This window comes from Amycolatopsis rifamycinica, from assembly GCF_000695625.1.
Taxonomy (GTDB): domain Bacteria; phylum Actinomycetota; class Actinomycetes; order Mycobacteriales; family Pseudonocardiaceae; genus Amycolatopsis; species Amycolatopsis rifamycinica.
This window is the reverse complement of record NZ_JMQI01000064.1, coordinates 135,657-159,503: the sequence shown is the minus strand read 5'-3', so window position 1 is coordinate 159,503 and position 23,847 is coordinate 135,657. Positions and strand designations below refer to the sequence as shown.

Sequence of the window (23,847 nt, the reverse complement as noted above, 5' to 3'; positions counted from 1 at the left end):
GCTCCCGCGGACCCCCGAAGCGTGGATGCCCGACGGGGTCGCACGTAGCAGACCGTGTCCGTCTATGTTGTCCCGGTGACGAACCCGAACCTGCCGCCCGCCCTGTACCTCCCCACCGGCCCGGTCAGCGCCGAGACCGAAGGCGCGTCGATCGAGCTGCGCCGCACGCCCGACGGTCGCACCGCGCTGGTCGCGTTCACCGCCCTGGACCGGCTGATCGACTGCTGCGGCGAGCACCAGCCGTGGGTGCTGGTGAGCACCGAGCACCTGCCGAAGGTGCACAAAGCGAACCCGTACGACGTGATCGTGCTCGATTCGCCGCTGCCCGAGGAGCTGCGTCACCACGTCTGAGCGTGGTTCACCTCTCACTCAAGAGACTCGCGACGTCATATCCGTAGACTTCCGAGATGCCGCGTGGGCGGTCAGCAGAGCAGCTGTCGGACGCAGGAGGTGCGGGGTGGCCGAGCAGGTCGGCGAATCCACGGGTGGTCCGGTGACCAAGATCCTGGTCGCCAACCGTGGTGAAATCGCGGTACGCGTCATCAGAGCCGCCAAGGACGCCGGTCTGGCCAGCGTCGCGGTGTACGCCGACCCGGACCGCGACGCGCCACACGTGCGCCTGGCCGACGAAGCGTTCGCGCTGGGCGGCACGACGGCCGCCGAGAGCTACCTGAACTTCGGCAAGCTGCTCGAAGCCGCCAAGCGGTCGGGCGCCGACTCGGTGCACCCGGGCTACGGCTTCCTGTCCGAGAACGCCGACTTCGCCCAGGCCGTCCTGGACGCCGGGCTGACCTGGATCGGGCCGAGCCCGCAGGCCATCCGCGACCTCGGTGACAAGGTCACCGCGCGCCACATCGCCATGCGCGCGGGCGCGCCGCTGGTGCCGGGCACCAAGGAGCCGGTGAAGGACGCGAGCGAGATCGTCGCGTTCGCCGACGAGCACGGCCTGCCGGTGGCCATCAAGGCCGCGTTCGGCGGCGGCGGCCGCGGCCTCAAGGTCGCGCGCACCCGCGAAGAGATCCCCGAGCTGTTCGAGTCGGCCACGCGTGAGGCGGTCGCCGCGTTCGGCCGCGGCGAGTGCTTCGTCGAGCGGTACCTGGACAAGCCGCGGCACGTCGAGGCGCAGGTGCTGGCCGACATGCACGGCAACGCGATCGTCGTCGGCACCCGCGACTGCTCGCTGCAGCGCCGCCACCAGAAGCTGGTCGAGGAGGCGCCCGCGCCGTTCCTGAGCGACGAGCAGCGCAAGCGGATCCACGAGTCCGCGAAGGCGATCTGCAAGGAAGCCGGGTACTACGGCGCCGGCACGGTCGAGTACCTCGTCGCCGTCGACGGCACGATCTCGTTCCTCGAGGTCAACACGCGGCTGCAGGTCGAGCACCCGGTGTCGGAGGAGACGACCGGCCTCGACCTGGTGCGCGAGATGTTCCGGATCGCGCGCGGCGAGAAGCTGCGGATCACCTCCGACCCCGAGCCGCGCGGCCACTCGATCGAGTTCCGCATCAACGGCGAGGACGCCGGCCGCGGCTTCCTGCCCGCGCCGGGCACGGTGACGAAGTTCGTCGCGCCGAGCGGGCCCGGCGTGCGCGTCGACTCGGGCGTCGAGTCCGGCAGCGTCATCGGCGGGCAGTTCGACTCGATGCTGGCCAAGCTGATCGTCACCGGGTCGGACCGCAACAACGCCCTCGAGCGCAGCCGCCGGGCGCTGGCCGAGATGGTCGTCGAGGGCATGGCGACGGTGCTGCCGTTCGACCGCGTGATCGTCGACGACCCGGCGTTCATCGGCGACGAGAACGGCTTCAGCGTGCACACGCGCTGGATCGAGACGGAGTTCGACAACAAGATCGAGCCGTTCGTGGCGCCGGAGGCCGAAGCCGCCGAAGAGGAACCGCGGCAGAACGTCGTCGTCGAGGTCGGCGGGCGCCGGCTCGAGGTGTCGCTGCCGGGCGGGTTCGCGCTCGAAGGTGGCGGCGGGGGCGGCACCGCCGTCAAGGCGAAGCCGCGCAAGCGCGCCGGCGGCACCAAGGCCGCGGTGAGCGGCGACGCCGTCACCGCGCCGATGCAGGGCACGATCGTGAAGGTGGCTGTCGAAGAGGGCCAGACGGTCGAAGCCGGGGAGCTGATCGTCGTCCTCGAGGCGATGAAGATGGAAAACCCGGTCACCGCGCACAAAGCGGGCACCGTCACCGGGCTTTCGGTCGAGGTCGGCGCCGCCGTGACGCAGGGCACACAGCTGCTCGAGATCAAGTAGCACGGTTCGTCACGGATGTCGTGGTGGGCCGCCCCCGGGGCGGCCTACCATCGACTACGTGACCGACGTCCCCTCTCCGCAGCTGCGGATCAGCGACCAGAACCGTGAGTCCGCGCTGTCCGCCCTCGGGGAGCACATGACGGCGGGCCGGATCGACATCGACGAGTACGGCGAGCGTTCGGCGCGGATCACCGCGGCGAAGACCCGCGGCGAGCTCGTCGCCATTTTCGCGGACCTGCCCGCGCCCCACCCCCGGTACGAGGACGTCCCCCAGGCCGTCGCCGCTCCCGAGCCCGCGGCCACGCCCGGGCCGGCGCGGCCGCGGACACCCGACCAGTGGTCACCGCCGCAGCGGTTCGTCGCCGCGATCGTGCCGTTGACCTGGATCGCCGCGATCGTGTTGATCGCCGCGGTCAGCGGGGCCCTGTGGCCGGTCATCTTCGTGCCGATCGGGCTCACGGTCTTCGGCAAGTCCATGTGGGGCCACGACTGGAACCCGAACCACGACCACCGCGACCGGCACCTGCGCGACCGGGAGCGCCGGCGCGAGCTGCGCGACTCCTACCGCGACCACCGGCGTGGCCTGGACCGCTGATCCCCGGTGAGCGACATGCGGTTGAGCGACGCCGAACGCCAGGACGCCCTGGACGTTCTCGAAGAGCACGTCCGCACCGGCCGGCTCGACATTGACGAGTACGGGACCCGGTCCGCGAAGGTCACCGCGGCCAAGCGGGTCAGCGAGCTCGTCCCGCTGTTCGACGACCTGCCATCGCCGCGCCCGAGCGCCCTGCTCAACGGCGCTTCCGCGCCGCGCGTCCCGGTGGCGTCGTCGGAGGACAACGCCCTGGTGCGCTTCCTGACCGCGGGCGCCGTGCCGATCGCGATCGTCCTCGCCATCGCCGTGCTGATCCTCTCCCGCGGCCGGCTGCTGATCATTTCGGTCGCGCTGCCGCTGGTGGTCGCGATGATCGCGGGCGCCCGCCGCCGTCGCTGAGCGCGCCCGGCCTGGCTAGGCTGGGCGGAGTGGAACCGGTGGAGATCAACGCGGGCACGTACTACCTGCGCCAGCTGCGCGCCGACCGGCACATCGACGACCGCCCGTTGCTGATGGAGGCGTTCGCCGACCCGACGCACCGCAAGTACGTGCTGAACTACCGGCTGCGGACGCTCGACGAGGCGACCGAGTACGTGGCCCTGCGCGCGGCCCAATGGGCGGGCGACGAGCGCTGCTCGTGGGCGATCGCGGAGCCGACCTCGGGGCGGTTGCTCGGCGAGGTGGGTCTGCGCGAGCTGAACCTGGACGCGTCCTACGCGGAGGCGACGATCTGGGTCCACCCGGCAGAGCGCGGCAAGGGGATCGCCACGACGGCGCTGAACGCCGCGCTCCGGTTCGGCTTCGGCGGCCTGGGGCTGACCGAGGTCACGTACCGGTACGAGGAGAGCAACACGGCCTCGGCGATCGTGGCCGAGCGCTGCGGGTTCACCTTGGTCGGCCCGGAAGCGGAGCGCGCCCCGACCGGGGAGCGCCTGATCCGGTGGCACCGGACGTCCTGAGCGTCGCCGACCCGCCGGGGTCGCCGGGGTCTCCGCGCCGCCGGGGGTCGGGGGGTCGCCCGGTCGCCGGGCCGCCGGGGGTCGCCGCGCCGCCGGAAGTCGCCCGGCTGCCGGAGTCGCCGGGAGTCGCCCGGCCGCCGGAAGTCGCCCGGCCGCCGGGAGGGCGGCCGGCGCGTGGCCTCAGCTCACCGGCTCCACGATCCCCGCCCGCGCCTCCGGGGCCGCCGAGCGCAACGCGTCCGCCGCTTCGTCGCTCGGCTGGGACTGGGACTCGCGCTCCGCCTCCACCCGGGCCCGGTAGACCTCGACCTCGTGCTTCACCGTTTCGGGCGACCAGCCGAGGACCTCGCCCACCAGTGCGCCCACCTGCTCGGCGCAGTCGACGCCCCGGTGCGCGTACTCGATCGAGATGCGCGTCCGGCGGGCCAGGACGTCCTCCAGGTGCAGCGCCCCCTCGTGCGAAGCCGCGTACACCACTTCGACGCCCAGGTAGTCCGGAGCGTGCTCGATCGGCTTCAGCAGCTCCGGGCGGCCCTCGGCCGAGGCCAGGACTTCGTGCACCAGGGAGCCGTAGCGGTCCAGGAGGTGCCGCACGCGGTACGGGTGCAGCCCGTGCTCCGCCGCCAGGTGGTCGGCCTGGTTGACCAGCGCGTGGTAGCCGTCCGCGCCCAGGAGGGGGACCTTGTCCGTGATCGACGGCTGCGACCGGCCCGGCAGGTCCACCGCCGCCGCGTCCACCGCGTCCGCCGCCATCACGCGGTACGTCGTGTACTTGCCGCCCGCGATGGCCACCAGGCCCGGGGCCACCCTCGCCACCGCGTGCTCACGGGAGAGCTTCGACGTCTCTTCGCTCTCCCCCGCCAGCAACGGGCGAAGGCCCGCGTACACGCCTTCGATGTCGTCGTGCGTCAGCGGGGTCGCGAGGACCGTGTTGACGTGCTCGAGGATGTAGTCGATGTCGTGCTTCGTCGCCGCCGGGTGGGCCAGGTCGAGGTTCCAGTCCGTGTCCGTCGTGCCGACGATCCAGTGGTTGCCCCACGGGATCACGAACAGCACCGACTTCTCGGTGCGCAGGATCATCCCCGACTCCGAGACGATCCGGTCGCGCGGGACGACGATGTGCACGCCCTTGCTCGCCCGCACCCGGAACCGGCCGCGGCCGCCCGACAGCCGCTGCAGTTCGTCGGTCCAGACGCCGGTGCAGTTGATCACCGCGGCCGCCGAGATCTCCGTCTCGCGGCCGTCTTCGACGTCGCGGACGCGCACGCCGGACACCCGGTCGGCTTCGCGCAGGAACCCGACGACCTGGGTCGAGGTCCGCACGACCGCGCCGTAGTGCGCCGCCGTCCGCGCCACCGTCATCGTGTGGCGGGCGTCGTCGGACTGCGCGTCGTAGTAGCGGATCCCGCCGATCAGCGCCGAGCGCTTGAGGGCGGGCACCATCCGCAGCGCCCCCGCGCGGGTCAGGTGCTTCTGCCCCGGGACGCTGCGGGCGCCGCCCATCGTGTCGTACATCAGCAGGCCCGCCGCGGTGTACGGCCGCTCCCACACGCGGTGCGTCAGCGGGTAGAGGAAGCTGACCGGCTTCACCAGGTGGGGCGCGATGGTCGTCAGCATCAGCTCGCGCTCGCGCAGCGCTTCGCGGACCAGTCCGAACTCGAGCTGCTCCAGGTACCGCAGGCCGCCGTGGAACAGCTTGCTCGACCGGCTCGACGTCCCGGAGGCGAGGTCGCGGGCTTCGACGAGCGCGACCCGCAGCCCGCGCGTCGCGGCGTCCAGCGCCGTGCCCGCCCCGACCACGCCACCGCCGATGACGACGAGGTCGAACGTCTCCTTGCCGAGCCGCTGCCAGGTCTCTTCCCGCTTGACCGGGCCCAGTCGAGCCGGGTTCGTCTCCGCTGCGTGCTGCGCCACGTGACATTCCTCCTCGTGCCGGCGAGGCTTCCAGCATCGCACGACCCGGTGAGCCTCCGCCCGTCCACGGATGACACTTGTGGCGTAACCCTCCGCGATCTTCACCACGATCTTGGCAGAATTCCGCTCCCCAGCGCTTGGAAGTAGCTTCTACGCCCCGGTAACGTCGCGCGAACGTGGGTCGGCAACGGTGCCGTGGCACGCCGTGATCGACCCTGCGCAGAGTGTCCAGTGTGGAGGTGCAGCGGTGAGTGCTGGAGCAATAATCGTCTGGGAACTACTGGGAACGGCGACGCTGATCCTGCTCGGCAACGGCGTGGTGGCCAACCACGTGCTGCGCAAGAACAACGGGTACAACGCGGGCTTCCTGTTCATCAACCTCGGCTGGGCCTTCGCGGTCTTCACCGGCGCCAGCATCGCCGCGCCCAGCGGCGCGCACCTGAACCCGGCGGTGACCCTCGGGCTCGCCATCGCCGACAAGACGCCGTGGGCCGACGTGCCGTTCTACTTCATCGGCCAGTTCGCCGGCGCGATCATCGGCGCGGTGCTCTGCTGGGCCACCTACAAGCTGCAGTTCGACGACCACCCCGAGCCCGAGAACACCCTCGGCATCTTCTCCACCGGACCGCAGATCCAGAACACCGCGTGGAACCTGGTCACCGAGATCATCGGCACCTTCGTCCTGGTCGTGTGGATCCTGCTCAGCCCCACCTACGCCATGGGCGACGGCGGGACGCCGAACTTCGGCAACTCCGCCTTGGGCTACGCGGGCGTCTCGTTCGTGGTGCTCGTGATCGGTGCCTCGCTCGGCGGGCCGACGGGCTACGCGATCAACCCGGCCCGTGACCTCGGCCCGCGCATCGCCTACGCCTTCCTGCTGCCGATCCGCAACAAGGCCAACGCCAACTGGGGCTACTCGTGGATCCCGGTCGTCGGCCCGCTGGTCGGTGGCGCGATCGCCGCGCTCGTCTACCTCCTCGTGCACAACCTGACCTGATCGCCGAACCTCCCGAATTCCTGGAGCACACATGACTTCGTACGTAGCCGCGATCGACCAGGGCACCACCTCGACCCGGTGCATGATCTTCAACCACGAAGGCCGCGTCGTCTCGGTCGACCAGCGCGAGCACGAGCAGATCTTCCCCCGCGCCGGCTGGGTCGAGCACAACGCGGAAGAGATCTGGGAGAACACGCGCCGGGTCGCCGCGGGCGCACTGGCCAAGGCCGACCTCACCGCCAAGGACATCGCCGCGGTCGGCATCACCAACCAGCGCGAGACCGCGCTCGTCTGGGACAAGACCACGGGCAAGCCCGTGTACAACGCGATCGTCTGGCAGGACACCCGCACCGACCGGATCGTCACCGAGCTCGGCAACCTCGGCGGCGGCCAGGAGCGCTACCGCGACAAGGTCGGCCTCCCGCTCGCGACCTACTTCTCCGGGCCCAAGGTCAAGTGGATCCTGGACAACGTCGAGGGCGCGCGCGAGAAGGCCGAGGCCGGTGACCTGATCTTCGGCAACATGGACACCTGGGTGCTGTGGAACATGACCGGCGGGGCCGACGGCGGCGTGCACGTCACCGACCCGACCAACGCTTCCCGCACCATGCTGATGGACCTCGACACCCTGCAGTGGGACGCCGAGATCGCCGGCGAGATGGGCATCCCCCTTTCGATGCTGCCGGAGATCCGCTCCTCGTCCGAGGAGTACGGCAAGGTCCGCGAGAAGGGCGCGCTGGCCGGCGTCCCGATCGCGGGCATCCTGGGCGACCAGCAGGCCGCGACGTTCGGCCAGGCCTGCCTCTCGCCCGGCGAGGCCAAGAACACCTACGGCACCGGCAACTTCATGCTGCTGAACACCGGCACCGAGAAGGTGATGTCGCAGAACGGGCTGCTCACCACGGTCTGCTACAAGATCGGCTCGAACGACACGGTCTACGCGCTGGAAGGCTCCATCGCCGTCACCGGTTCGCTGGTGCAGTGGCTGCGCGACAACCTCGGCATGATCACGACCGCGGCCGAGATCGAGGAGCACGCGCGCAGCGTCGAGGACAACGGCGGCGCGTACTTCGTCCCGGCGTTCTCGGGTCTGTTCGCTCCTTACTGGCGATCCGACGCTCGCGGCGCGATCGTCGGGCTCACCCGGTTCGTCAACAAGGGCCACCTCGCCCGCGCGGTGCTGGAGGCGACCGCCTTCCAGTCGCGCGAGGTCATCGACGCGATGAACGCCGACTCCGGCGTCCCGCTGAAGTCGCTCAAGGTCGACGGCGGCATGGTCGTCAACGAGCTGCTCATGCAGTTCCAGGCCGACATCCTCGGCGTGCCGGTGATCCGCCCGGTGGTCAACGAGACCACCGCGCTGGGTGCCGCGTACGCCGCCGGTCTCGCCGTCGGGTTCTGGGCGTCCGAGGACGACATCCGCACCAACTGGGCCCAGGACAAGCAGTGGGATCCGTCGATGGACGACGCCCGCCGCGAGCGCGAGTACCGCAACTGGAAGAAGGCCGTCACCAAGACCTTCGACTGGGTCTCCGAAGAGGACTGACCGGCGAGGGCCGGGGGTGCCGCCCCAGGCGCTCCCGGCCCGCCCGTCACACTTCCCAGCCCTCCGGCTCGCCGGACTGCTCGTTCGGGGCGATGAGCATGAACCGCACGCCCTGGTCGTCGGTGACCCGCACCTGCCGCCCGTACGGCGAGTCGAAGGGTTTCCCGTCGACGGTGCCGCCGAGCTCGGCCACCTTGGCGGAGCTCGTGTCGGCGTCTGCCACCCAGAAGTACGCCGACCAGTACGACGCCGCTCCCGGTGGCACCGTGCCGAGCCCGCCGACCGGACGCCCGTCCAGCAGCAGGACCGCGTACGTGAAGTCGTCGCCGGAGATGTCCTGGAAGCCGTAGCCGAAGACCTGCTCGTAGAACGGCTTCGCGGCCGCGTAGTCGGCGCTCAGGCACTCGTTCCAGGCCGGGGTGCCCGGGGCCGCCGTGACCTGCGTGCCGATGTGGTGGCCGGCTTCCCAGAGCCCGAAGACCGCGCCCGCCGGATCGGCCGCGACGGCCATCCGGCCCTCCTTCATCACCTCCATCACCGGCATGACGATCTGCCCGCCGGCCTCGGTGACGGCCGCGGTCGTACGGTCCACATCGGACACCGCGAGGTAGGTCGTCCAGGCCGCCGGGACGTCCCGGCCCGGTGGTGTCCGGCCGATCCCGGCGACCGGGCGTCCCCGCAGCTCCGCCAGGCCGTAGAAGCCGCTCTCCGCACCGCCCCGCCGCACGTCCCAGCCGAACAGGCTGCCGTAGAAGGCGATCGCCTTCGCCTGGTCGGGCACCATCAGGTCCACCCAGCCGGGCGTACCGTCGGGCCATCTTTCGTCCCGGAAAACCATGCCGACTCCCAACCCTCGTCCGTGCCGCCTCTGGTGACGACCGGCACAGTCTGGCACCGGGCACCGACAAAAACCGGAAATCAAGCCTGGACCAGGCGGGCGTAGACGACGATGTTGTCGACGTAGTTGTGCGCGTTCCGGTCGAAGACACCGCCGCAGGTGATCAGCCGCAGTTCGGGGCCGGCCGTGTCGTCGTACACGCCTTCGCCCTCGAAGTCCTTCTTCGGTACCTGGTGCACCTTCGTCACCTCGAACACCGCCGTGGTGCCGTCCTTGCGGCCGATCGAGACCCGGTCACCGGCGGCGAGTTCCTTGAGCCGGAAGAAAATGCCTTTCTGGTGGTTGCCGTCGACGTGCCCGAGGACGACGGCCGGGCCGATCTCGCCCGGCGTGGGCGCGTAGGTGTACCAGCCGGCCTGCAGCGGCGTGGTCACCGGCGGCACCTCGACGGTGTTGTCCGGGTTGAGCCCGAGCGGGATCAGCGACGAGTGCGCCCCGATCTTCGGGATGTCGAGCGAGACGGGCTCGGACTTGGGCAGCGCCGCGACGGCGTCCTGGCTCTGCGCCTCCGGCGTCGGCACGACCGCGACCGGCTGGGCGGGCGGCGGCTGCGCGGTGCCCGGGTCACGCCCACCGCCGAGGGTCAGCGCCAGCACCACCAGCGCGGCCAGCACCACCGCGACGACGGCGATCAGGACGCCTCTTCCGTTCGTGATCCTCCTGGTCATGCTCTCCCCCTGACTGGCTCCTGAAAGTTCACACGTCCGGGTGGTCCTTTTGGTTGCGCCCCGACGGTACCTCCGCGGGCGGACCGCTCCGGCGCCCCGGAGCGGTCCGCCCGGCTCAGCGACGCCGCGCCCGCCGCGCCAGCGCCAGACCGGCCCCGCCGAGGGCCAGCACCCCCATGGCGGCCGCGGCGCCGGAGTTGTCGACGGCCGGGCCGTCGGTGCCCCCGGTCTGCGGCGCGCCCGACGGCACCTTGGCGACCTGCTTGGCGGCCGGGAGCACCTCGAGCCACGCGGTGGAATCCTCGTGGGCGCAGTACATCGTCACGGCGTACTTGCCGGGCTTGACGTCCTTCACGGTGGCGGTCGCCCACCTCGCGGGGTCGCCGGGCTTGCCGAAGGTCAGCGCCGCCGACTGGACGGAGACCTTCTCGTCGGGCCCGTGGGTCCGGCAGGCGAAGTCGAGCTTCACCCGCGCACCCGGCACCGCCTTGCCGGGCGACACGGTCAACGACCGGGTGATCCGGGCGATCGGGCCGTCCGGGAAGTCGGTCCCCGGGTCCGGCGTCGGCGTCACCGTCGGCATGCCGGTCGGGGACGGCGGCGCGGTCTGGATCGTGCTCGTCGACGTGACCGGCGGCGCCCCCGTCGGCGTGGCGGCGAGCGCGGCGCCGGGCGCGAGGACCAGGAAGGCCGCGGCGGCACCCGCGACGACAACGGTGTTCTTCATCTTTTCTCCCCTTGCGAATTTCCCGGAGTCGGAAACAACGGATGACGGCCGCCGTTCGCAGTTCCCCCTGCATCGGCCTTGGCCCCTCATCTGCTACCAAAGACGTCTCCACCTGCGGAAGGTTGCGCCCGAAGGTCACGAATCCATCGCGAACCGCCACATCGGAAACCCACGAAAAAGCCGCCCCGAAGGGCGGCTTCCGATTCGTGGAATATGTGGCGATCAGCCCGCCATGCTGCCGTCGCCCGCCTTCGCGGCGCCGGAAGGCACCTTCGCGACCTGGGCGGCGGGCACCGTGAACTGCGTGGTGTAGGTCTGGCTGCCGCACGTCACGGTCAGCGGGTACGTCCCCGCCGCGGTGCCGGGCTTCAGCTCGACGTCGGCGCTGATGTTCGCGTCGGCGCCCATGAACGGGCCGGGCGTGTAGTTGGTGAACGTCAGCACCGGCGAAGAGAACGCCGGCGAAGGGCCTTCACACTTCGCCAGCGCGACGTTCGGCGCGTCGCGGACGTACTTGTCCACCAGCGACTGGTTGATCGCGGTGTTCACGTTGAGCTGGACGCTGCCCGTGGTGCGCGGGGCCGGGCTGCTGCTGCTCTGCGCCGTCGCCGATCCGGTCGACGCCGTCGTCCCGATCACCGCTGCCGCAACGAAAACCACCGTCTTGCGCACTCTCGCACCCTTCGCGTCCTTCAGTCTTACAACCGACAAGACGCGACGGGTGCGCCGGGGTTGCGTGCTTCGTCAGTCGAGATCGTCGTGGCGCATGAGCTGGCGCCCGGCCTCGGTGATCGAGCCCGACAGCGACGGGTACACCGAAAATGTCAGTGCCAGGTGGTCCACTGTGAGCTGGTTCTGGACGGCGAGCGCGATGGGAAGGATGAGCTCGCTCGCCTGCGGCGCCACGACGACGCCACCGACGACCACGCCGGTGGCGGGGCGGCAGAACAGCTTGACGAAGCCTCGGCGGAGGCCCTCCATCTTCGCGCGCGCGTTGGTGGCCAGGGGCAGCATGATGGTGCGCGCGGGCACCTCGCCGGAGTCGATCGCCTGCTGGCTGATGCCGACGGTGGCGATCTCCGGGTGGGTGAACACGTTGGCGGCGACGGTCTTGAGCTTGATCGGCGCGACGCCTTCGCCCAGCGCGTGCCACATCGCGATGCGGCCCTGCATGCTCGCCACCGAGGCCAGCATGAGCACGCCGGTGCAGTCGCCGGCGGCGTAGATCCCGGGAACGGAGGTGCGCGAAACGCGGTCGACGGTGATGAACCCGCCGGGGCCGGGCTCGATGCCGACCTTGTCCAGGCCGATGTCCTTGGTGTTCGGGACCGACCCGACGGTCATCAGCGCGTGGCTGGCTTCGATCACGCGGCCGTCGGCGAGGAAGATCTCGACGCCCTTCTCGGTGCGCTCGACGCGGTCGGCGCGCGCCTGCTTCGCGACGGTCGTCCCGCGCTGCGAGAAGACCTCCTCGAGCACCGCGGCGGCGTCGGCGTCTTCGTGCGGGAGGACGCGGTCACGGCTGGAGACGACGGTGACCTTGACGCCCATCTCGGTGTAGGCGGACGCGAACTCGGCGCCGGTGACGCCCGAGCCGATCACGGCGAGGTGCTCGGGCAGCTCCTGGAGCTCGTAGAGCTGACGCCAGTCGAGGATGCGCTCGCCGTCGGGGACCGCGCCGGGCAGCACGCGCGGGGTGGCGCCGGTGGCGATGAGGACGACGTCGGCGGGCAGCTTCTCGGTGCCGTCCTTCGTCGTGACGGCGACCTTGTGGGTCGCCAGGCCGGGCTCTTCGTCGCAGAAGCGGGCCTCGCCGGCGATGACGCGGACGCCTTCGCGCTGGACGCGGGCGCGGATGTCGGCGGACTGGGCGAGCGCGAGGCCCTTCACCCGGCCGTGGACGGTCGGGAGGTCGACGCTGGTGTCCGCCATGTCGGTGTTGATGCCGAGCTCGCCGAGGTCGTGCATCTTCGCGAGCGCGCCCGAGCTGGCGATGAACGTCTTCGAGGGAACGCAGTCGTAGAGGACGCAGGCGCCACCCAGGCCGTCCCGCTCGACGATCGTGACGTCGGCTCCGTGCTGGGCCGCGACCAGCGCTGCCTCGTAGCCGGCCGGGCCCCCGCCCATGATCACGATCCTGGTCACCTGGGTCCTCCTCTGGCAGTCCGTGCGGTGCTCTCACCGTACGCGGCGAAGGTGACCAGACACTGAAGTGGGCGAACACGGCGAGTGCGTCCACTCGGGTGAGGAAGGTATCGCTACGCTGTCGGCGTGCCGTTGTATGCCGCGTACGGATCGAACATGGAGCCCGCCCAGATGCTGGAGCGCGCGCCGCACTCTCCGATGGCCGGCACCGGCTGGCTGGAGGGCTGGCGCCTGACCTTCGGCGGCGAGGACCTCGGCTGGGAAGGTGCCCTGGCCACGATCGTCGAGGACCCGGGCTCACGGGTCTTCGTCGTCCTCTACGACGTGACCCCGCTGGACGAGACGGGCCTGGACCGCTGGGAAGGCGGTGAGCTGGGCATCCATTCGAAGATCCGCCTGCGGGTCCAGACAATGGACGGCTCGGTCCTGGCCTGGCTGTACGTCCTGGACGCCTACGAAGGCGGCCTCCCGTCCGCCCGCTACCTCGGCGTCCTCGCCGACGCAGCCGAAGCCGCCGGCGCCCCGGCGGACTACGTCGACGACCTCCGAACCCGCCCCTGCTCCGGCATCACCGGCTGAGTTCCGTCTTCAATCACGCGAGTCACGTCTCCAATCACGCGGGTGACGGCCTCGATCACGCGAGTTACGCCGCTCGTCGCCTGAAGTGTGTCTGGAGCTCGGCCAGCAGCCGGCTGGGATCTCGGAGATCGGCCGCCGTCGCCCGGATGGTGACCCATCCTCGGCCTGCCAGCCGCTGGTCGCGCTCGGCATCGTGATCACGCCGCTCCTCGTGAGCCGCGAAGCCGTCGTACTCCAGCGCGATGCGCAGCGCCGGCCAAGCCATGTCGAGCACGTAGAGCTTGCGACCGTCGATGGCGGTGATCTCGTATTGCGGCTCCGGGACCGGCAACCCGGCTTCGACCACGATCAGCCGAAGGATGCTTTCGGGCGGCGATTCCGCCTTCCCGGTCGCGAGTGCCAGGAGCATCTGCGCCCTGTGGATACCTCGCTTGCTTCGGCGGTCCAGGATGCGGTCACGGACGTTCTCCCGGAGCCTCAGGCCGTGATCGGGAAGCAGGCCTCGCAGAGCCTCGTCGAGGGCGGCGAACGCGGTTCGCTTGCCTCCGTCGCAGAGGAAATCGGCGAGGGCGAGATTGAGCGAAAACACCGCAAGTCCGTCGAGTTCGACCACATCGCACTCGGTGAATTCGGCTCGATGGATGGTCAGTCCGGGCCTCGACTCGACCCGTCGGGCATAGGGCACGGTGACGTGCACGGTGGACTCTTCGACAGCTGAAATCCCATGCAGCGCAAGGGAAGTAGCTCCCGACAAAGCCGCGGGCGGACCCACCGCGATCAGCGCGGCCTGAGCCCGGGTCGCGAGATTCAGCGCATCAGCGGCGTGGATGACAACGCCGCGCCACGGCTGCGCGAGGACTCCCGTCGCGAGCCCCTCGAGTACGGCTCGGCGTCCCAAAACCGCGTCAGCTTCGCGACGCGAGACAGCACCGTGTTGTCCTCCCCAAGTGATCACACAATCGAGAATGAGGCCCTTCGCCGATCAAGGGAAGGACCTCATTCTCAGACTGTGGATAACTTGTCGAACCTGTGGATAACTTGTGTGTGCAACTCCGCACTCGCGTGCTTGGGGACGTAACTCGCGTGATTGGAGACGGAACTCGTCAGGCGAGGGTGGTTAGGGCGGTGTGGACGAGGGTTCGGACTCCGCAGAGGAGGGACCGCTCGTCGAGGACGAACGTGGGGCGGTGGATGTCCGATTGGGGGGCCGGCGGGCCGGGCCAGACGCCGAGGCGGGCGAAGGCTCCCTGGACGTGCTCCAGGTACCAGCCGAAGTCCTCGCCGCCGGAGGACTGCTCCGTCGGGGCCACCGCGCCCTCGCCGAGGGCCGCTTCGGTGCCCGCGCGCATCAGGGCCGTCGACTCCGGGTCCGAGACCACCGGCGGGACGCCGCGGCGGTAGTCCAGGTGGAAGCCGACGCCGGTCGGCGCCAGCAGGGACTCCACCGAGGCCGCCACCAGCGGCTCCAGGGCCGTCCAGACCTCGTGGTCGGCCGTCCGCAGGGTGCCGCGCAGGACGCCGTCCTGCGGGACGGCGTTGGCCGCCTGGCCCGCGTGGACCGCTCCCCAGACCAGGATCGTGCCGGACCGCGGGTCGACGCGGCGGGAGAGCACCGCGGGCAGGGACGTGATCACCGTGCCCAGCGCGTGGACCAGGTCCGCCGTCAGGTGCGGCCGGGACGTGTGGCCGCCCGGCGACGTCAGGCGCAGCTCGATCAGGTCCGCGGCCGACGTCAGAGCGCCGACGCGCATCCCGACGCGGCCCACCTCGAGCCGCGGGTCGACGTGCAGGCCGTAGATCCGCTCGACGCCGTCCAGCGCGCCCGCCGCGATCATGTCCAGCGCGCCGCCGGGCATGACCTCCTCGGCAGGCTGGAAGATCAGCCGGACGCGGCCGGGCAGCTCCGGCGCGCCGGCCAGCGCGCGGGCCGCGCCCAGCAGGATGGCCGTGTGGGCGTCGTGGCCGCACATGTGGGCCGCGCCCTCGGTCGTCGACGCGTAGGGCAAGCCGGTCGCCTCCGTCAGCGGCAGCGCGTCCATGTCCGCGCGCAGCGCCACGCACCGCTCACCACTGCCGATGTCGCAGACGACGCCCGTGCCGCCCGGCAGCACCCACGGCTTGAGCCCGACCGAGCGGAGCAGCGTGACCACCAGCTCCGTGGTCGCGAACTCGTGCCGGGACAGCTCCGGGTGCGCGTGGATGTGCCGCCGCCAGGCCAGCACGTCGGTGGCGTTGGCGCGCAGCCAGTCGTCCAGCCAGAACGGGCCGCGGCCCGCACCAAGGTCCTCCACGGGAGCCATGCTTACGCCCGCTTCGGAAATGAGCGCCTCGGACCCCTCCATGGGGTTGATGATGCGCCCTTGGGGGTCGCCTGGAACGTCCGGCCGTGAGTCGAGCACCGTCACGCCGCACCTCCTCCCGCAACACGGGTAACCCGCGCAGCGGCTGGGGTCACGCGTCGTGCCGATCGATCTGTCGTACGCATTTGCAGACGATCGTGCACCATGCAGGCGGCAAGCCGCGCCTCGAAAACGGCCGTCCTAGACGGCCGGTACCGGATCTGCGTTGAACGGTGTGCTCAGTTCGGCAAAGCCGAAAACCTCAGGACCCCTTGGCCCGCTTCGAACGGATCTTGCGCCCCCAGATCACGATGCCGAGCAAAGCGACCGCGAGCAGGCCCGCGATCAGCTTGTTCTTGGTCTTTTCGGTGTTCGCCCGGTCCGTCTGGGCCGGGTCGAGGACCGGGCCCGGGTTGACGGTCGTCTGCGCCGGGAGAAGCACCGGAGCGGCGTGCGCCACGTTCACCGTGACGGCCGCCGGACGCACCGGCCCGGCCAGCGCCAGTGCCGGCGACGCGGTGAACAGCACCGCCCCGAGCAGGCCGACCAGGACCAGACCCCGCAGTTTCGCCATGTCATCCTTTCGCCACGACCAGGCATTCTGCCGACGGACCGGGCGTCCGTCAGCCACCGAACGCGTCGAGGATCCGCTGTGCACCGAGGGTAGCCGTCAGCTCACCGTCGCGCACCGCCCGTTCGACGTCGGGAACGACCGTTCGCACGTCCGGATGCGCCGCCAGCCGACCCAGCAGCTGTTCGCGGACCATCGCCCAGGTCCAGTCGACCTGCTGCTGCCGCCGCCGGGCGTCGAGTTCGCCGGACGCCGTGAGCGTCTCGCGGTGCCGCTCGATCGCGCCCCAGACCTCGTCGAGCCGCAGGTTGTGCAGGCCGCTGCAGGTCAGCACCGGCGGCGTCCACGACGCGTCGGGCCCGTAGATCATCCGCAGGGCGCCCGCCAGCTCCCGCGCGGCCCGCCGGGCGTCCCGCTCGTGGTCGCCGTCGGCCTTGTTGACGGCGATGACGTCGGCGAGCTCCAGCACGCCCTTCTTGATGCCCTGGAGCTGGTCGCCGGTGCGGGCCAGCGTCAGGAACAGGAAGCAGTCCACCATGTTCGCGACGGTCACTTCGGACTGTCCGACCCCGACGGTCTCGACCAGCACGACGTCGTAGCCGGCCGCCTCCATCAGCACGATCGTCTCGCGGGTCGCCCGCGCGACGCCGCCGAGCGTCCCGGACGTCGGGGACGGCCGGATGAACGCCCGCGGGTCGACGGCCAGCCGCGCCATCCGGGTCTTGTCGCCGAGGATCGATCCGCCGGTCCGCGTCGACGACGGGTCGACGGCCAGCACGGCCACCCGGCGCCCCGCCGCGGTCAGGTCGCTGCCCAGCTGGTCGATGAATGTCGACTTGCCGACCCCGGGGACGCCGGTGATGCCGACGCGCTGCGCACCGCCGGCCGACGGCAGCAGCTCGACCAGCAGCTCCTGCGCCAGCGCGCGGTGGTCCTCCCGCTGGGACTCGACCAGCGTGATCGCCTTCGACAGCGTCCCGCGGTCGCCCGCCAGGACCCCCTTGGCGTAGGCGGTGACGTCGATCTTCCGCGGCAAGGGTCAGGACTCCTGCGCCGACAGCTGCCCGAGCAGGTCGATGGCCGCGTCCGCGAGCACCGTGCCGGGCCCGAAGATCGCCGCGGCACCGGCCTCGCGCAGCGCCGGGTAGTCCTGCGGCGGGATGACCCCGCCGACGACGACCATGATGTCCTCGCGGCCGAGCTCGGCGAGCTCGTGCCGCAGCGCGGGCACCAGCGAGAGGTGCCCGGCGGCCAGCGACGAGACGCCGACGACGTGCACGTCCGCCTCGATCGCCTGCCGCGCCACCTCGGCCGGGGTGGAGAACAGCGGGCCGACGTCGACGTCGAAGCCGAGGTCGGCGAAGCCGGTGGCGATCACCTTCTGGCCGCGGTCGTGGCCGTCCTGGCCCATCTTCGCGACGAGGATCCGCGGGCGGCGGCCCTCCTCCGCGGCAAACTCTTCAACCAGCTGACGGGCCTTTTCGACGTTCTGCGTCTTCCCCACCTCCTCGCGGTACACCCCCGAGATGGTCCGGATCTGGCCGGCGTGCCGGCCCCAGATCTTCTCGAGCGCGTCGGAGATCTCGCCGACGGTCGCCTTCGCGCGGGCCGCGTCGATGGCCAGCTCCAAGAGGTTGCCGCCGTTGCCGGCGCCCTCGGTGAGCCGCCGCAGCGCATCCTCGGTGGCCGCGGAGTCGCGTTCGGACCGCAGCCGCCGCAGCTTCTCCAGCTGCTGGGCGCGGACGCCGGCGTTGTCGACCTTGAGGACGTCGATCTCTTCGTCGGCGGTGACCTGGTACTTGTTGACGCCGATCACCGGCTGCCGCCCGGAGTCGATGCGCGCCTGGGTGCGCGCGGCGGCTTCCTCGATGCGCAGCTTGGGAATTCCGGCGTCGATCGCGCGCGCCATGCCGCCGGCCTGCTCGACCTCGGTGATGTGGCCCCACGCCTTGCGCGCGAGGTCGTAGGTCAGCTTCTCCACGAACGCGCTGCCGCCCCACGGGTCGATCACGCGCGTGGTGCCGGACTCCTGCTGCAGCAGCAGCTGGGTGTTGCGGGCGATCCGCGCGGAGAAGTCCGTCGGCAGGGCGAGGGCCTCGTCGAGGGCGTTCGTGTGCAGCGACTGCGTGTGCCCCTGGGTCGCGGCCATCGCCTCGACGCACGTCCGGACGACGTTGTTGTAGACGTCCTGCGCGGTCAGCGACCAGCCGGACGTCTGGGAGTGCGTCCGCAGCGAAAGCGACTTCGACGACTGGGGGTTGAAGCCCTTCACGAGCTTCGCCCACAGCAGGCGTGCCGCGCGCAGCTTCGCGACCTCCATGAAGAAGTTCATGCCGATCGCCCAGAAGAACGACAGCCGCGGCGCGAACTTGTCGACCCCGAGGCCCGCGTCGACCCCGGCGCGGATGTACTCGACGCCGTCGGCCAGCGTGTACGCCAGCTCGAGGTCGGCGGTCGCCCCCGCCTCCTGCATGTGGTAGCCGGAGATGGAGATCGAGTTGTACTTCGGCATGTGCTGCGAAGTGAAGGAGAAGATGTCGGAGATGATCCGCATCGACGGCTGCGGCGGGTAGATGTAGGTGTTGCGGACCATGAACTCCTTGAGGATGTCGTTCTGGATGGTCCCCGCGAGCTGCTCGGGCTTGACGCCCTGCTCCTCGGCCGCGACGACGTACAGCGCGAGCACCGGCAGCACCGCGCCGTTCATCGTCATCGACACCGACATCTTGTCGAGCGGGATGCCGTCGAAGAGCTGGCGCATGTCGTAGATGGAGTCGATCGCGACGCCCGCCATGCCGACGTCACCCGACACGCGCGGGTGGTCGGAGTCGTAGCCGCGGTGGGTGGCCAGGTCGAAGGCGACCGAGAGGCCCTTTTGCCCGGCGGCGAGGTTGCGCCGGTAGAAGGCGTTGGACTCCTCGGCGGTGGAGAACCCGGCGTACTGGCGGATGGTCCACGGCTGGTTGACGTACATCGTCGGGTACGGCCCGCGCAGGAAGGGCGCGATGCCGGGGTACGTGCCGAGGAAGTCCACACCGGACAGGTCGGCGGCGGTGTAGACGGGCTTGACGCCGATGCCTTCGGGCGTTTCCCAGGCCAGGGCGTCCGGGCCCTTGCCGGTGGCGCTCTCCACCGCGCGCGCCCACGTGTCGCGGTCACCCGGCGCCGGCGTGCCGAGGTCGAGACCGGCGAAGTTCGGGATGCTCATCGCGTGACTCCCAGCTTGGCGTGCAGGCCGTCGAGGACTTCCAGGGCGTCGCAGCCGGCGAAGACGTTTCCGTCCACGCCGTCGTACGACCCTTTCCCCGCCAGTAGGACGTACTCGGCGCCGAGGGACGCGGCGACTTCGGCCGCCTGGTCCGCGTAGACGTCGTCGGTGCCGCAGAGGCAGGCGATGCGCGCGCCGGACGCGCGGAACGCGCCGGGCAGGTCGTCGGTCGCGCCCGGGTTGACGGCTTCGATGCCGCCCGCCTGGAACAGGTTGGCGGCGAACCCGGCCCGCGCGGTGTGCGCGGCGACCGGGCCGAGCGTCGCGAGGAAGATCTTGGGCCGCTCACCGTGCGAAGCGAGGTACGCGTCCGAAGCGTCCCGCAGGGCTTCGAAGCCTTCGGCGTACCGGTGCCGCGGCAGCCCGCCTTCCACAGTGGCCTCGGCGGGCGCTCTGACGACGGGCTTCTCGGCCAGGTTCGGGAACTCGCTGACGCCGGTGAGCGGGTCGCGCCGGGTGGCGATCCGCTTCGCCCGCTTCTCCCACGTCGCCGCCAGCCGCCCGGCGAGCGCGCCGGAGGCCAGCGAAGGCACCAGGCCGCCCTCACCCTCGATGGCGGTGAACTCGGCCCAGGCCGCGTGCGCGAGGTCGTCGGTGAGCTTCTCGACGTACCAGGAGCCGCCCGCCGGGTCGGCCACGCCGGCCAGCTTCGACTCCTCCAGCAGCACGGCGTGGGTGTTGCGGGCGATCCGCGCGGAGAAGGCGTCCGGACGGCCGATCGCCGCGTCGAACGGCAGCACGGTGACCGCGTCCGCGCCGCCGACGCCCGCGCCGAAGCAGGCCACCGTCGTGCGCAGCATGTTCACCCAGGGATCGCGCCTGGTCAGCATGGCCGGCGACGTCACGGCGTGCTGGCGCATGGGCGAGGTGAAGCCGCACACCTCGGCGACGCGGGCCCACAGGCGGCGGGCCGCGCGCAGCTTCGCGATGGTGGAGAACTGGTCGGCGGTCGCGGCGAGCCGGAACTCCAGCTGCCCGGCCGCGGCTTCGACGTCGAGCCCCGCGTCGGTCAGCGAACGCAGGTAGGTGACGCCGGCGGCGACCAAGGCGCCCAGTTCCTGGGCGTCCGAGCCGCCGGCTTCGTGGAACGGCAGGCCGTCGGCGACGATCGTCCGCACTTTCGGGTACTTCCCGGCGACACGCGCCGCGAGCGCGGCGGCCGGTTCCAGCGCCACGGCGGAGCCGGAGCGGGCGGCCAGCCCGATCGGGTCGGCGCCCAGCACGGCGGTGGCCTCGCTCGCCGGGATCTCGCGCTCGTCGAACAGCGCCAGCAGTGCGGAAGCGGCGGCCTCGTACTCGGCACCGGCGTCCAGGACGACCGGCGCCAGGTCGAGGTAGACCTCGTTCAGCGCGTCGGCCAGGGCCGGCGGCGGCACCGAGAGCCAGATCGACGTCACGCCGCCTTCGAGGTCGGCCAGGATCGCCTTGTTGACCGCGCGGGCGTCGTCGCCGGTGAACCGGGCCCGGACGTCCCAGCCGGTGGTGACCTGGCCCTCCGGACGGGCTCCGCGCACGTACGGCGGCAGGCCCGGGAAGCCGATCTCGCCCGGGACGTCCTCGGCCGTGTACAACGGCTGGATCTCGATCCCGTCGTAGGTGCGCGTGACGAGCTTGCTCTCCGGGGCGCCCGCGAAGTCCTCCGGCAGCTTCCCGCTCTTGCGCAGCACGCCCGCGACCAGCTCCTGCCACTGCTCGCGCGTCGCCTGGGGGAATTCCGCCGCGAGGTCGAGCTCGGAGATCGGCACTGACTCCGGACCGGCCACATCAGTCATAACCAGTGATGGTAGAGGCACTCGCCGCGCTCGACCTGTGAGTCTGGTCGCGCCGGGGGCGGCACGAGGCCGGGTTGGGGGCCAGCTTGCAGGGACTGTCGGTCCCGTACGCCACAATTGGCGGGTGCCCCCCTCCAGCGAAGAGACACGAGTGGTCGCCGGTCGCTACCGGCTGCGTTCGGTGCTCGGCTCCGGGTCGATGGGCACCGTCTGGTCGGCCTACGACGAGTTCCTGCACCGGCAGGTCGCCGTCAAGGAGATGAAGGTGCCGCCGGGCATCCCGGCGTCGCAGGCGGACGAGCTGCGGGAGCGCACGCTGCGCGAGGCGCGCGCGATCGCCGTGCTCTCCCATCCCAACGTGATCATCCTGCACGACGTCGCCCGCGAGGACGACCAGCCGTTCGTGGTGATGGAGCTGCTGCCCTCGCGCAGCCTGGCGCACATCCTGCGCGACCACGGGCCGCTGACCGTGGGGCAGGCCGCCGCGGTCGGCATCGCCGTGGCGTCCGCGCTGGAAGCCGCGCACTCGGCCGGCATCACCCACCGTGACGTCAAGCCGGGCAACGTCCTGGTGGCCAGCGACGGCCGGATCAAGCTGACCGACTTCGGCATCGCCCGCAACGTCTCCGAGGCGACCATGACCCGCACCGGGATCATGCTCGGCTCGCCCGCCTACATCGCGCCGGAGGTCGCCTCCGGTGGGGCCGTCACCCCGGCCGCGGACCTGTGGGGACTCGGCGCCACGCTGTTCGCGGCGGTCGAGGGCGCGCCGCCGTACGACGCCGACGGCGATCCGCTGGAGACGGTCGGCAAGGTCGTCAACGGGAAGGTGCCGCAGCCGAAGGACGGCCCGCTGGCCGACGTCATCGGCGCGCTGATGAAGAAGGAGCCCGGCCAGCGGATCACCCTGCGCGAGGTCCGGCACCGGCTCTACCCGCTGCAGACGAAGACGCCGCTCGACCTGTTCGGGCCCGAGCTGTTCCGCACCCCGGACGGCAAGAAGACGTCCGCGCAGCCGGACGCGACCGACACCCAGATCATCAAGACCGTCCTGCCCGAGAAGAACACGGCCAAGGCGGAGAAGAAGGCCGAAGCGTCGAGCAGCGAGCTCGCCGCCGACCCGGGCCCGCTCCCGTTCCTGCGCCCGCCCACGCCGCCGCCGGCGAGCCCGACGTCGGGTCCGCCGACGGTGTTCGTCCCGGCGCCGCGGCCGGCGCGGCGCAGCTCCACGGCCACCGCCGTGCTCGTCGCGGTGGCGATCCTGCTCTTCCTCCTCGCCGCGGGCGGCGGGTTCGCGCTGGCCAGGGCGGTCGGCGGCCAGTCACTGCTGCCGCCGGACGCCGCCCCGCGGAGCACGCCGAACGGCGTCACCGACGTTCCACCGCCGACGCTGGTGCAACAGTCCGGCGACGCGAGCTACGCGACCGGCAACGGCGGGCAGTTCGGCCTGCAGGTGCCGGAGGGCTGGCAGAAGTTCGTCGCCCCGCACACCACCACGAAGTTCGGGGCGAGCACGGCGGTCCAGTACGTCTCCCCCGACGGCCGCCGGTCCCTGCGCGTGGAGCGGCTGGAGAAGTACTTCGCCCAGTACCCCGACGACGGCGAGTACATCGCCTGGCTGAAGCAGGCCTACCCAGCCAACGCGTTCAACCTGTCCGAGCCGTCGCCGTCGCCGGGCGGCAAGGGCACGACGCTGACGTACCGCCTCGCCGAGGGCGGCACCCTCCCGGAAAGCGACCGGGGCGGCGGCACCCGCGTGACGTTCATGAACCTGGTCCAGGCGGGCACCAGCCTGTGGCTCCTCTCGGTCACCGTGCCCGCCGAGCAGGAGAACTCGGGCCGCCAGGACGTCTTCGACCGGGTCGCGGGCACCCTGAGCGTCTCGGACTAGCCGCCGCCGAGCACCTTCCGGGACACCTGTTCCTGGGCGAGGTGGCGCAGCCCGGCGAAGATCCGGTCGCCGAGCACGGTGGCGACCAGACCCGCCTCGATGATGTTGTCGATCGACGTCAGGCGCGCCACCACCTGGACGTCGAGTTCCGCGACGTGCATCGCCAGGTCGGCGTACTCCTCGAGCCGTTCCGTCAGCGTCTCCTGCCCCAGCTCCCTTGCCGTCGCCAGTGCCGCGACGAGGTTGGCCATCGTCCGGTGCTCGGGCGGGTGCACCTTCCAGCCGTGCCGGCGCATGAGGTCGGCCAGCCGCCCGGACGCCCACTCGGCATCCTCGTCGGACACCTTCGGCGGAGTCCCGGCCAGCTCCTGCTGGACGACGCCCATGGTGCGGTGCGGGGTCTCGTCGCCGTCGATCGCGCTCAGCACGGCGCCGACCGAGGCCAGCGACAGGCCGCCGACCTCGGTGAGCGCCTTGATCAGCCGCAGCCGCTGGACGTGCGCCGCGGAGTACCGCGCCTGGTTCGGGCTGGTGCGCTCGCCGGGCGGGAGCAGACCTTCGCGCAGGTAGTACTTGACGGTCGCTACCGGCACCCCGGACTCGGCGCTCAGCTCGGCCATCCGCATGCGTTTCCGCTCCGATCCCGGGGTCCGTCTCAGGGAAACCCCTGAAGACTTCTCAGCATGGATAGTTTAACTTCCCAAAATGGAGAGCTTGCCTATCCATT

The 23,847-nt window shown here is 71.1% G+C and carries 22 protein-coding genes; 9 read left to right on the top strand and 13 right to left on the bottom strand.

Features of this window, described 5'->3' with window-relative positions:
- The first annotated feature begins 75 nt into the window (after window positions 1-75).
- From DV20_RS30960 to DV20_RS30940, 5 genes are all read left to right on the top strand, one after another.
- On the top strand, window positions 76-351 hold the full coding sequence (locus DV20_RS30960; protein WP_043786493.1) for an SAV_915 family protein: 276 nt from the start codon (window positions 76-78) through the stop codon (window positions 349-351).
- A gap of 106 nt (window positions 352-457) precedes the next feature.
- Window positions 458-2,251, top strand: coding sequence for an acetyl/propionyl/methylcrotonyl-CoA carboxylase subunit alpha (locus tag DV20_RS30955; RefSeq protein WP_043786492.1), 1,794 nt, complete (start codon window positions 458-460; stop codon window positions 2,249-2,251).
- 58 nt (window positions 2,252-2,309) lie between these two features.
- Entirely contained in the window at window positions 2,310-2,846 is a 537-nt protein-coding gene (locus tag DV20_RS30950; RefSeq protein ID WP_043786491.1) for a DUF1707 SHOCT-like domain-containing protein, read from the top strand.
- A gap of 6 nt (window positions 2,847-2,852) precedes the next feature.
- Window positions 2,853-3,245: a DUF1707 SHOCT-like domain-containing protein gene (locus DV20_RS30945; RefSeq protein WP_084093762.1), complete on the top strand. Its 393-nt coding sequence runs from the start codon at window positions 2,853-2,855 to the stop codon at window positions 3,243-3,245.
- A 29-nt stretch (window positions 3,246-3,274) separates the two neighbouring features.
- Entirely contained in the window at window positions 3,275-3,805 is a 531-nt protein-coding gene (locus DV20_RS30940; protein ID WP_084093761.1) for a GNAT family N-acetyltransferase, read from the top strand.
- Window positions 3,806-3,985: 180 nt separating this feature from the next.
- Here DV20_RS30940 and DV20_RS30935 read toward each other — a convergent pair whose 3' ends face one another.
- Window positions 3,986-5,719, bottom strand: coding sequence for a glycerol-3-phosphate dehydrogenase/oxidase (locus DV20_RS30935; RefSeq protein WP_043786489.1), 1,734 nt, complete (start codon window positions 5,717-5,719; stop codon window positions 3,986-3,988).
- 247 nt (window positions 5,720-5,966) lie between these two features.
- On the opposite strand from DV20_RS30935, the gene DV20_RS30930 reads away from it, so the two are divergent.
- Window positions 5,967-6,716 (top strand): MIP/aquaporin family protein, encoded by a 750-nt coding sequence (locus DV20_RS30930; protein ID WP_200876535.1) that lies wholly within the window; start codon window positions 5,967-5,969, stop codon window positions 6,714-6,716.
- Between the two features lie 31 nt (window positions 6,717-6,747).
- Window positions 6,748-8,262 (top strand): glycerol kinase GlpK, encoded by a 1,515-nt coding sequence (glpK, locus tag DV20_RS30925; RefSeq protein ID WP_043786485.1) that lies wholly within the window; start codon window positions 6,748-6,750, stop codon window positions 8,260-8,262.
- Window positions 8,263-8,308: 46 nt separating this feature from the next.
- On the opposite strand, the gene DV20_RS30920 is transcribed toward glpK, so the two are convergent.
- The 5 genes from DV20_RS30920 to DV20_RS30900 all read right to left on the bottom strand — a co-directional run bounded on the left by DV20_RS30920 (window position 8,309) and on the right by DV20_RS30900 (window position 12,700).
- Entirely contained in the window at window positions 8,309-9,100 is a 792-nt protein-coding gene (locus tag DV20_RS30920) for a VOC family protein (protein ID WP_043786483.1), read from the bottom strand.
- An 80-nt stretch (window positions 9,101-9,180) separates the two neighbouring features.
- The gene (locus DV20_RS30915; protein ID WP_043786482.1) at window positions 9,181-9,828 is read right to left on the bottom strand and encodes a class F sortase; all 648 of its coding nucleotides are present in this window, start codon (window positions 9,826-9,828) and stop codon (window positions 9,181-9,183) included.
- A gap of 115 nt (window positions 9,829-9,943) precedes the next feature.
- Window positions 9,944-10,555 carry a hypothetical protein gene (locus DV20_RS30910; protein ID WP_043786481.1) on the bottom strand — a complete coding sequence of 204 codons (612 nt, stop codon included), beginning with the start codon at window positions 10,553-10,555 and terminating at the stop codon, window positions 9,944-9,946.
- A 222-nt stretch (window positions 10,556-10,777) separates the two neighbouring features.
- Window positions 10,778-11,227 carry a hypothetical protein gene (locus DV20_RS30905; RefSeq protein WP_043786480.1) on the bottom strand — a complete coding sequence of 150 codons (450 nt, stop codon included), beginning with the start codon at window positions 11,225-11,227 and terminating at the stop codon, window positions 10,778-10,780.
- Between the two features lie 72 nt (window positions 11,228-11,299).
- A complete protein-coding gene (locus DV20_RS30900; RefSeq protein WP_043786479.1) occupies window positions 11,300-12,700 on the bottom strand; it encodes an NAD(P)H-quinone dehydrogenase in 1,401 nt (466 codons plus the stop codon).
- 126 nt (window positions 12,701-12,826) lie between these two features.
- Here DV20_RS30900 and DV20_RS30895 point away from each other — a divergent pair, with 126 nt between their 5' ends.
- Window positions 12,827-13,279: a gamma-glutamylcyclotransferase gene (locus tag DV20_RS30895; RefSeq protein WP_187324689.1), complete on the top strand. Its 453-nt coding sequence runs from the start codon at window positions 12,827-12,829 to the stop codon at window positions 13,277-13,279.
- Window positions 13,280-13,343: 64 nt separating this feature from the next.
- Here DV20_RS30895 and DV20_RS30890 read toward each other — a convergent pair whose 3' ends face one another.
- From DV20_RS30890 to DV20_RS30865, 6 genes are all read right to left on the bottom strand, one after another.
- Window positions 13,344-14,177: a DUF559 domain-containing protein gene (locus DV20_RS30890; protein ID WP_043786477.1), complete on the bottom strand. Its 834-nt coding sequence runs from the start codon at window positions 14,175-14,177 to the stop codon at window positions 13,344-13,346.
- A 205-nt stretch (window positions 14,178-14,382) separates the two neighbouring features.
- Complete coding sequence (locus DV20_RS30885; RefSeq protein WP_084093760.1) at window positions 14,383-15,684, bottom strand: amidohydrolase; 1,302 nt, start codon at window positions 15,682-15,684, stop codon at window positions 14,383-14,385.
- A gap of 196 nt (window positions 15,685-15,880) precedes the next feature.
- A complete protein-coding gene (locus tag DV20_RS30880) occupies window positions 15,881-16,192 on the bottom strand; it encodes a hypothetical protein (RefSeq protein WP_043786473.1) in 312 nt (103 codons plus the stop codon).
- A 49-nt stretch (window positions 16,193-16,241) separates the two neighbouring features.
- Window positions 16,242-17,225, bottom strand: coding sequence for a methylmalonyl Co-A mutase-associated GTPase MeaB (meaB, locus tag DV20_RS30875; RefSeq protein ID WP_043786471.1), 984 nt, complete (start codon window positions 17,223-17,225; stop codon window positions 16,242-16,244).
- A gap of 3 nt (window positions 17,226-17,228) precedes the next feature.
- The gene (scpA, locus tag DV20_RS30870) at window positions 17,229-19,397 is read right to left on the bottom strand and encodes a methylmalonyl-CoA mutase (RefSeq protein WP_043786470.1); all 2,169 of its coding nucleotides are present in this window, start codon (window positions 19,395-19,397) and stop codon (window positions 17,229-17,231) included.
- Complete coding sequence (locus DV20_RS30865) at window positions 19,394-21,229, bottom strand: methylmalonyl-CoA mutase family protein (protein WP_200876534.1); 1,836 nt, start codon at window positions 21,227-21,229, stop codon at window positions 19,394-19,396. The genes scpA and DV20_RS30865 overlap by 4 nt, the downstream gene beginning before the upstream one ends.
- Before the next feature lie 151 nt (window positions 21,230-21,380).
- On the opposite strand from DV20_RS30865, the gene DV20_RS30860 reads away from it, so the two are divergent.
- A complete protein-coding gene (locus DV20_RS30860; RefSeq protein WP_043786467.1) occupies window positions 21,381-23,120 on the top strand; it encodes a serine/threonine-protein kinase in 1,740 nt (579 codons plus the stop codon).
- Here DV20_RS30860 and DV20_RS30855 read toward each other — a convergent pair.
- Entirely contained in the window at window positions 23,117-23,746 is a 630-nt protein-coding gene (locus DV20_RS30855; protein WP_043786466.1) for a MerR family transcriptional regulator, read from the bottom strand. The genes DV20_RS30860 and DV20_RS30855 overlap by 4 nt on opposite strands.
- Between the last annotated feature and the right edge of the window lie 101 nt (window positions 23,747-23,847).

Excerpts from the sequence above, each read along its gene's own strand:
- scpA (WP_043786470.1), bottom strand. The coding sequence starts at position 19,397 with ATGAGCATCCCGAACTTCGCCGGTCTCGACCTCGGCACGCCGGCGCCG.
- glpK (WP_043786485.1), top strand. The coding sequence starts at position 6,748 with ATGACTTCGTACGTAGCCGCGATCGACCAGGGCACCACCTCGACCCGG.
- DV20_RS30915 (WP_043786482.1), bottom strand. The coding sequence starts at position 9,828 with ATGACCAGGAGGATCACGAACGGAAGAGGCGTCCTGATCGCCGTCGTC.
- DV20_RS30865 (WP_200876534.1), bottom strand. The coding sequence starts at position 21,229 with ATGACTGATGTGGCCGGTCCGGAGTCAGTGCCGATCTCCGAGCTCGAC.
- DV20_RS30920 (WP_043786483.1), bottom strand. The coding sequence starts at position 9,100 with ATGGTTTTCCGGGACGAAAGATGGCCCGACGGTACGCCCGGCTGGGTG.
- DV20_RS30855 (WP_043786466.1), bottom strand. The coding sequence starts at position 23,746 with ATGCGGATGGCCGAGCTGAGCGCCGAGTCCGGGGTGCCGGTAGCGACC.
- DV20_RS30910 (WP_043786481.1), bottom strand. The coding sequence starts at position 10,555 with ATGAAGAACACCGTTGTCGTCGCGGGTGCCGCCGCGGCCTTCCTGGTC.
- DV20_RS30880 (WP_043786473.1), bottom strand. The coding sequence starts at position 16,192 with ATGGCGAAACTGCGGGGTCTGGTCCTGGTCGGCCTGCTCGGGGCGGTG.